8 protein-coding genes are annotated in these 6,878 nt (G+C 72.7%); 5 read left to right on the top strand and 3 right to left on the bottom strand.

The annotated features are described in order from the left end of the window. Both ACX27O_RS22010 and ACX27O_RS22005 read left to right on the top strand, forming a co-directional pair. A partial coding sequence (locus tag ACX27O_RS22010; protein WP_458940011.1) for an FG-GAP repeat domain-containing protein occupies nucleotides 1-638 on the top strand: 638 nt, incomplete at its 5' end. A gap of 110 nt (nucleotides 639-748) precedes the next feature. Beyond that, the gene (locus ACX27O_RS22005; RefSeq protein WP_030335913.1) at nucleotides 749-1,516 is read left to right on the top strand and encodes a TetR/AcrR family transcriptional regulator; all 768 of its coding nucleotides are present in this window, start codon (nucleotides 749-751) and stop codon (nucleotides 1,514-1,516) included. Nucleotides 1,517-1,532: 16 nt separating this feature from the next. Here ACX27O_RS22005 and ACX27O_RS22000 read toward each other — a convergent pair whose 3' ends face one another. Then, entirely contained in the window at nucleotides 1,533-2,375 is an 843-nt protein-coding gene (locus tag ACX27O_RS22000) for a helix-turn-helix transcriptional regulator (protein ID WP_458940010.1), read from the bottom strand. 131 nt (nucleotides 2,376-2,506) lie between these two features. Here ACX27O_RS22000 and ACX27O_RS21995 point away from each other — a divergent pair, with 131 nt between their 5' ends. The 3 genes from ACX27O_RS21995 to ACX27O_RS21985 all read left to right on the top strand — a co-directional run bounded on the left by ACX27O_RS21995 (nucleotide 2,507) and on the right by ACX27O_RS21985 (nucleotide 5,880). Then, nucleotides 2,507-3,448: an SDR family NAD(P)-dependent oxidoreductase gene (locus ACX27O_RS21995; protein WP_458940009.1), complete on the top strand. Its 942-nt coding sequence runs from the start codon at nucleotides 2,507-2,509 to the stop codon at nucleotides 3,446-3,448. A gap of 96 nt (nucleotides 3,449-3,544) precedes the next feature. Continuing rightward, a complete protein-coding gene (locus ACX27O_RS21990) occupies nucleotides 3,545-3,727 on the top strand; it encodes a hypothetical protein (protein WP_210865477.1) in 183 nt (60 codons plus the stop codon). Continuing rightward, nucleotides 3,724-5,880 carry a hypothetical protein gene (locus ACX27O_RS21985; protein WP_458940008.1) on the top strand — a complete coding sequence of 719 codons (2,157 nt, stop codon included), beginning with the start codon at nucleotides 3,724-3,726 and terminating at the stop codon, nucleotides 5,878-5,880. Before ACX27O_RS21990 ends, ACX27O_RS21985 begins: the two co-directional genes overlap by 4 nt. A 66-nt stretch (nucleotides 5,881-5,946) precedes the next feature. On the opposite strand, the gene ACX27O_RS21980 is transcribed toward ACX27O_RS21985, so the two are convergent. Beyond that, the gene (locus ACX27O_RS21980) at nucleotides 5,947-6,345 is read right to left on the bottom strand and encodes a hypothetical protein (RefSeq protein ID WP_357644792.1); all 399 of its coding nucleotides are present in this window, start codon (nucleotides 6,343-6,345) and stop codon (nucleotides 5,947-5,949) included. Next, entirely contained in the window at nucleotides 6,342-6,791 is a 450-nt protein-coding gene (locus tag ACX27O_RS21975; RefSeq protein ID WP_357644794.1) for a hypothetical protein, read from the bottom strand. Before ACX27O_RS21975 ends, ACX27O_RS21980 begins: the two co-directional genes overlap by 4 nt. Between the last annotated feature and the right edge of the window lie 87 nt (nucleotides 6,792-6,878).

Raw genomic sequence — 6,878 nt, 5'->3', positions numbered from 1 at the left:
TCGAGTTGTTCACCTCGCTGGGCACCACCAGTGGTGGGTTCGGCACGTTCACCGGCAGCTACAAGATCCCGGCGAACTCGTGGAAGTGGAACTCGTTCCGGACCATCGCCGGTGACTACAACGGTGACGGGCGCTCGGATCTGGCCGCCATGTACTACCAGGCGGACGGGTCGATCACGATGCACACCGCGTTGGCGAACACCAGCGGTGGCTTCGCGGCGTTCACCGGCAGCCTGACCGTCCCGGCGAGTGCGGGTTGGTACTGGGACGCGATCCGCCTGACCACCGGTGACTTCAACGGTGACGGTCGCGACGACGCCGGCATGCTCTACCGCTACAAGGACGAGTCGATCGAGTTGTTCACCTCGCTGGGCACCACCAGCGGCGGGTTCGGCACGTTCACCGGCAGCTACAAGCTCCCGGCGAACTCGTGGAAGTGGGACTCGTTCCGAAGCATCACGGGCGACCACAACGGCGACGGCCGCACCGACCTCGCGGCGATGTACTGCCAGGCGGACGGGTCGATCACCATGCACACCGCGCTGGCGAACACCAGCGGTGGGTTCGGGGCGTTCACCGGCAGCCTGACCGTGCCGGCCAGCGCCTCCTGGCAGTGGGACGCCATCCGACTTCTCTGAGCACGACCGCTCGGTGTGGGAGGGTTCCCGAGAAACCCTCCCACCCCGCTGTCGTCGCTGGCCCCGCTGCCGGTACGACGTACGGCACCGGCGGTTAGCATGGCGGGACTATGGCGACTGAGCGTAAGGCGACCGCGGACCCGGCCCGCAGCCTGGCCCTTCTCTGGCGCACCCGGGAGCCGACCAGCCGCAGCGCCGGCCCGGCGCTCAGCGTCGACCGGGTGGTCCGGGCCGCGATCGACATCGCCGACACCGAAGGGCTCGACGCGCTGACCATGCGCCGGGTCGCCGAGGCGCTGGGCGTCGGCACCATGTCCGTCTACACCTACGTGCCGGGCAAGGCCGAACTCGTCGCCGTCATGATCGACACCGCGTACGGCGAGATGCCGCGACCCGCCGTCGAGGGCGACTGGCGCACCCGGCTGGAGCGGATCGCCCGCGACAACCTGGCGCTCTACCAGCGGCATCCCTGGATGTTGCGGGCCGAGACGACCCGACCGGTCCTCGGCCCGCACCTGATGGCCAAGTACGACTACGAGCTCGCCGCGATCGTCGACATCGGGCTCACCGATGTCGAGGTCGACGCGGTGCTCACCCTCGTGCTCGGTCACGTGAAGAGCGCCGCGCGCGCCGCCTCCGAGGTGGTCGACCTGGAGCGCGAGACCGGCATGACCGACGGCCAGTGGTGGCAGTCGCACGCGCCCTGGCTGGAGCGGTTCATGACGGCGGGCGCCTACCCGATCGCCTCGCGGGTCGGCACCGCGGCCGGCCAGCAGCACGGCGCCGCGTACGGCCCGGAGTACGCGTTCGAGTTCGGTCTGCAACGCGTCCTCGACGGCATCTCGGTGGTGGTCGCCGAACGGGCGGCCAACCGGTAGCCCGGCCCGGTGCGGGTCAGCGCGACGCGCCCCGGTCCGCCGCCCTGCCGACCCTGCGGGCCAGCCGGGCGAGTGACCGCGCCGACGGGCTGCCCGGCTCGGCGTGGTAGATCACCAGCGACTGGGTGGTGCCGCTGATGGCCAACTTCTCGTAGCGCAGCGCCAACTCGCCAAGCTGTGGGTGTTGGAACACCCGCACCCCACCGCCGGCCCGGGCGGTGACGTCGTGCCGGGCCCACAACCGCCGAAACCGCTCGCTGCCGGCCGACAGTTCCTCGACCAGCTCGACGAGGCGGGGATCGTCCACCTCCGGGCCGACCTGTGCGCGCAGGCCGGCCACCGCGTTGGCCGCGACCACCGTCAGAGCCGGGTAGAGCGCGGGCACGCTGGGGTCCAGGAAGACCGCGCGCAGCAGGTTCACCCCGGCGGTGAAGATCGGTGCCAGCGCGGTCGCGACGGGATTGGCGAAGAGCACGTCCAGGTGCCGCCCGTGCACGAAGGCGGGCGTCTCGGCCCACGAACCGACCAACTGCCGGATGCCCACCGGCACCCGCTCCGACGGTCGCGCCCTACGGCGGGCCGGCACCGGCCGGGCCAGGCCGTGCAGATGCGCCGCCGCGTCCGCGTCCAGCAGCAGCGCGCGGGCCAGCGCCTCGACCACCTGGGTCGACGGGTGTCGGTCACGCCCCTGCTCCAACCGCAGGTAGTAGTCGGCGCTGATGCCGGCGAGCAGGGCGGCCTCCTCCCGCCGCAGGCCGGGGACCCGTCGACGGCCGTGCGCGGGCAACCCGACGTCACCCGGCCCGATCAGCTCGCGCCGGGCACGCAGGTATTCGCCGAGCGGGCCGGCCGTGCTCACCCGCCCATCGTAGGAGCAGCCACCGGCCGCCCAGCCTGGTCCTGTCACTACCAGGAAAAACAGGGAACCGGCTAGCCCCGGTCACCGGGGTGACAGTGTCGGGGTAAGCGTGATCGAGAGACGGGACAGCAATGACAGAGCACATCACCACCCCCTTCGGTTTCGCCTCGACCGCCGACGAGGTCCTCGCCGGGGTCGACCTGACCGGCAAGCGGGCCGTTATCACCGGCGGCGCCGCCGGAATCGGCGTCGAGACGGCGCGCTCGCTCGCCGCCGCCGGCGCCGACGTCGTGCTCGCGGTCCGCCGGGTCGCGGCGGGTGAGCAGGCCGCCGCCGACATCGCGGCCAGCATCGGCGCGCGGCGGGTCACCGTCCGCGCGCTGGACCTGGCAGACCAGGAGTCGGTACGCCAGTTCGTCGCCGACTGGGACCAGCCACTGCACATCCTTGTCAACAACGCCGGGATCATGGCGTTGCCCGAGCTGGAGCGCACCGCCGAGGGCTGGGAGATGCAGTTCGCCACCAACTTCATGGGGCACTTCGCGTTGACCGTCGGCCTGCACGACGCCCTCGCCGCGGCCGGCGGCGCCCGGGTGGTGTCGGTCAGCTCCAGCGGCAACCTCTTCTCCCCGGTGATCTTCGACGACCTGCACTTCGCGTTCCGGCCGTACGACCCGCTGCTGGCCTACGGTCAGTCCAAGAGCGCCGAGGCGCTGCTCGCCGTGGAAGCCACCCGCCGCTGGGCGGGCGAGGGCATCCACGCCAACGCGCTCAACCCGGGCGCCATCGCCACCGGCCTGCAGAAGCACACCGGCGGCCTGCGTACGCCGAAGGAACGGCAGAAGACCCCGCAACAGGGCGCGGCGACCTCGGTGCTGCTCGCGGCGTCCCCGTTGCTGGACGGGGTCGGGGGTCGCTACTTCGAGGACTGCGCCGAGGCCCCGATCGTCAGCGAGCGGCCGGCCGACTACAGCGGCGTGGCCGGTTACGCCGTCGACCCCGGCAACGCCGAGCGGCTCTGGACCGTGGCGTCCGACCTCATCGCGCGGCGCGGCGTCGGCACCGGCCGCTGACCGCGACGCCCGGGCTCGGCGGAACCCGCCCAGGCCCGGCCGTCCGGGTGGTACGACTGGGTCGGCGGTGGCAGCTGCGGCCGGGGAAGGATGGCGATGGCGGGCAGGCTCCCGGGACGGCTGCTGCTCCGGCGGGAAGACTCGGACCGGGCCCCGCTGATCGTCGCCCTGCTGCTCTGGGTGATGTTCGACGCGATGCCGGGGCTGTGGCGGTCCGTCCGGCGATCCGGCGAGAGTGGCGTGCCCGACCAGCTGCGACACGGACAGCGGCCCCGATGACCGAGCAGGGACGACAGCACGGCGACCAGCCGCGACGACCCGACGTGGTGGAGTTGCGGGTGCACGGCGTGTCCGGGGGCGACCCCACTGTCATCCTCGACCGGCCGCAGGTCCGGCAGGTCGCGGGCGACGACAGCGGGGGCTTCCACCGTGACGCCCGATCGGACGACGCCGAACCGGGCGGGGTGACGCTGGAGGCGTACCGCTGGGGTGACCTGCCCTCCGGCACCGTCGGTCGGACCCTCGCCATGGTCTTCCTGCTGCCGTTCATGCTCGGCAACGTGGCGGTGTGGATGCGACCCACGGGCCGCCACCGCGCAGCCGGGGTCGACGTGCTGTGTCGGCTCCTCGCACTCAACCTCACCGTGTTGTACGTGGTGTCCGTCGCCGGGGTCGCCCTCGACCTGATCGCCTGGCGCTGTCTCGGCGCGGCCCGGTGCCGCCCGCCCTTCGACACGATGGCCGGACTCGACGGCCGGCACGTCGGGGAGCGGCTGGCCGTGCTGGCGCTCCTGCCGATCGCAGCCGTGGCGCTCCTGCGCCTACTGGGTACCCGCTGGTCCGGCCCGACCGACCACCCACTGTGGGCGATGGAGCCGCTGGTGCGCCGGCTGCGCGCGATCCATGTCGCCGCCGCGCTCGCCGTACTCGACCTCGTGCTGCTCACGGCCCGCCGCGTCGGCGGCGCGACGGTCGGGACGACGCTGCTGCTGGCGCTCAACGCGGCGGTACTGCTGGCCTGCGTCGGGCTGCTCGCCGCTCCGGGAGTGATCGACCGGCCGACGACCACGCGAACGGCCAGCTGGACCGCCCGCACGGCGGCCGGCCTGTGCGCGGCGACCCTGGCCGCCGTGGCGGCGGACCCGCGGGGTTGGGCGCCGGCGACCGGGCTGCCCGGCTACGGCGGAATCGCGGGTGGGGCACTGCTCGGCCAGATGGCCCTGCTGGTGCTGCTCAGCGGGGTGGTGCTGGGGCAACACGGTCGGGTGGGTGGCCGGTCCGCGCTGCCCGGTGGTCTGGGGGCGGCGGTCCTCGCCACCATCGCCGTCGGACTGGCCGGTGGGCTCTCCGCCGACCTCGTCTACCAGAGCGGGGAGTTGCTCGGCGGCTACCGCGGTGACGGGGGGCCACCGTTGCCGTACCGCTGGACGCTGCTGGCCTTCTTCCTGCACTTCGTCGCGGCGGCGCTGCTGTGTGCCGTGATGACAGTCGTGTCCCGGCGGCGTCGGCTGCGGGCGGCGGCGGCCATCACCGCCCGCGACTTCCCGGACGTAGCGCCGGAGGCGGTCGGTCGGCTGCGGTTGACGACGAAGACCGTCGCCCGGGCCCGGTTCACCGAGTGGTGGGGTCTGCTGGCCGTCACGTACGCGGCGCTCGGCGTGGTCGGCCTGACCACGAGTCTGGTGGGGGGCACCGGGCGTGATCCGGAGGAGTTGGCGCGGCAGTTCCTCGGGCTGCCGGCCGGAGTGATCGAGATGGGGCTCAACGGGAGCAGCTACCTCATCGCCGCGTTGGCGTTCACGCTGTTGGCCGGCGGTGTGTTCGCCTTTCGGACCAACTGGTTCCGTCGGCACGTCGGCATCCTGTGGGACCTGGGCACCTTCTGGCCCCGGGCCGCGCACCCGTTCGCGCCGCCGAGCTACGCCGACCGCGCGGTGCCGGAGTTGGCCGACCGGATCAGCCAGCTCGCCGAGCGTCACGTCGGGGTGCTGCTCTGTGGGCACAGCCACGGGTCCGCGCTGCTCGCGCTCGCGGTGCTGCGGCTGCCCCCGCAGGTAGGTCGACGGGTCGCCCTGCTCACCTACGGGTCACCGCTGGACCGCCTGTACGCCCGGCTCTTTCCGGCCTACTTCAACGAGGAGATGCTTCGTGAGGTGGGGGAGCGGGTCGGCTGGCGGTGGCTCAACCTCTGGCGGGACACCGACCCGGTCGGCGGGTGGGTCTTCGCCGCACACCGGCCCGGCGATCCGCCTGCGGACCCGGCCGATCCGGCGAACCACGTCGACCGGCGGCTGCGGGACCCGACGGAGCTGCTGCCGGCACCGGGGGAGCGGTCTGCGCCAGCGCTACGGGGGCATCATCCGGGGGAAACCGACCCCGACTTCCGGGCGGCGGTGAACGAGCTCATCGCACGCCTACGTGCCGCGGGCTGAGCTGCGCCGGACGCCGACGGCGCTGAGCTGCGCCGGGCGCGAGGGCGGCGCTGGGCCGCGTCGGCGTCAACGGTCCATCTCGGGGATCCGGTCGGACTCCGCCACCGTCGCGCGGACCTTCCGCAGCGTGGCGTCCGGGGCGCGGATGGCGGCACGCCAGCGGTCCAGGGTCCGGGTGAGCACCCGGACCACGAACTGCAACTGGTTGACCTGCTCGCGGAGCGTGCCCAGCTCGGACCGGGCGCTGAGCGCCTCGCCCTCCAACTGGGTGATCCGGGTCTGCAACGGCTGCACGAGGGTGAGGGCGGCCTCGGTGAGGGTGTCGGCGGCATCGGCCTTGAACTTGCCCCGCTGCACCACGACGGCGGCGATCGCGGCCAGGCCGGTGCCGCCGCCGAGGATGCCGAGCACGCTGAGCGCCACCTGCACCCACTGCGGTGCGGCTGGCGGGGGTGCGGTGTTCACGTGACACCTGTCCGCAACTGTTCGTAGGTGACGAGTTCGCAGGCGCGGGCCAGGCGACGCAGGTCGATGGCGATCTGCGCGGCTCGCCAGAGCGATCCCACAGTGACCGCCATCACGAACGAGGTCGCGACGAGGGAGTTCCGGCCGGACATCACCAGTACGGCTACCGCGTACATGCCGGTGATCGTGCCGAGCACCAGCACCGACGCGAGTTCGAGGCCGAGCCCGGTGGAGAGCCGGCCGGGCCACACGATGCCCAGTAGCCCACCCACGCCCACCGCGATCAGACCCAGTTCCCAGGCGACCTGGATGGGTGCCGGCATGGACGTCTGAACTGATGTCGGACGGACGTTGAGGGTCAGCATCAGCACGCCGCACAGCGGCGCCGCGGCCAGGACAGCGATCTCGTACGGCTGGTGGCGGGATCGGATACGGAGGTTTCCCACGGCAACTCCTTGGTCCAGGACCGACGTCCGGCAGTGGCCGGCGGACCAGTGCCGTTGGGTGGGTCGCGCTGTCGAGCAGCGATCCGT

The organism is Micromonospora sp. SD19 (genome assembly GCF_054462275.1).
Note: the sequence above shows the minus strand (reverse complement) of the source record. Positions and strands in the feature narration are given on the sequence as shown.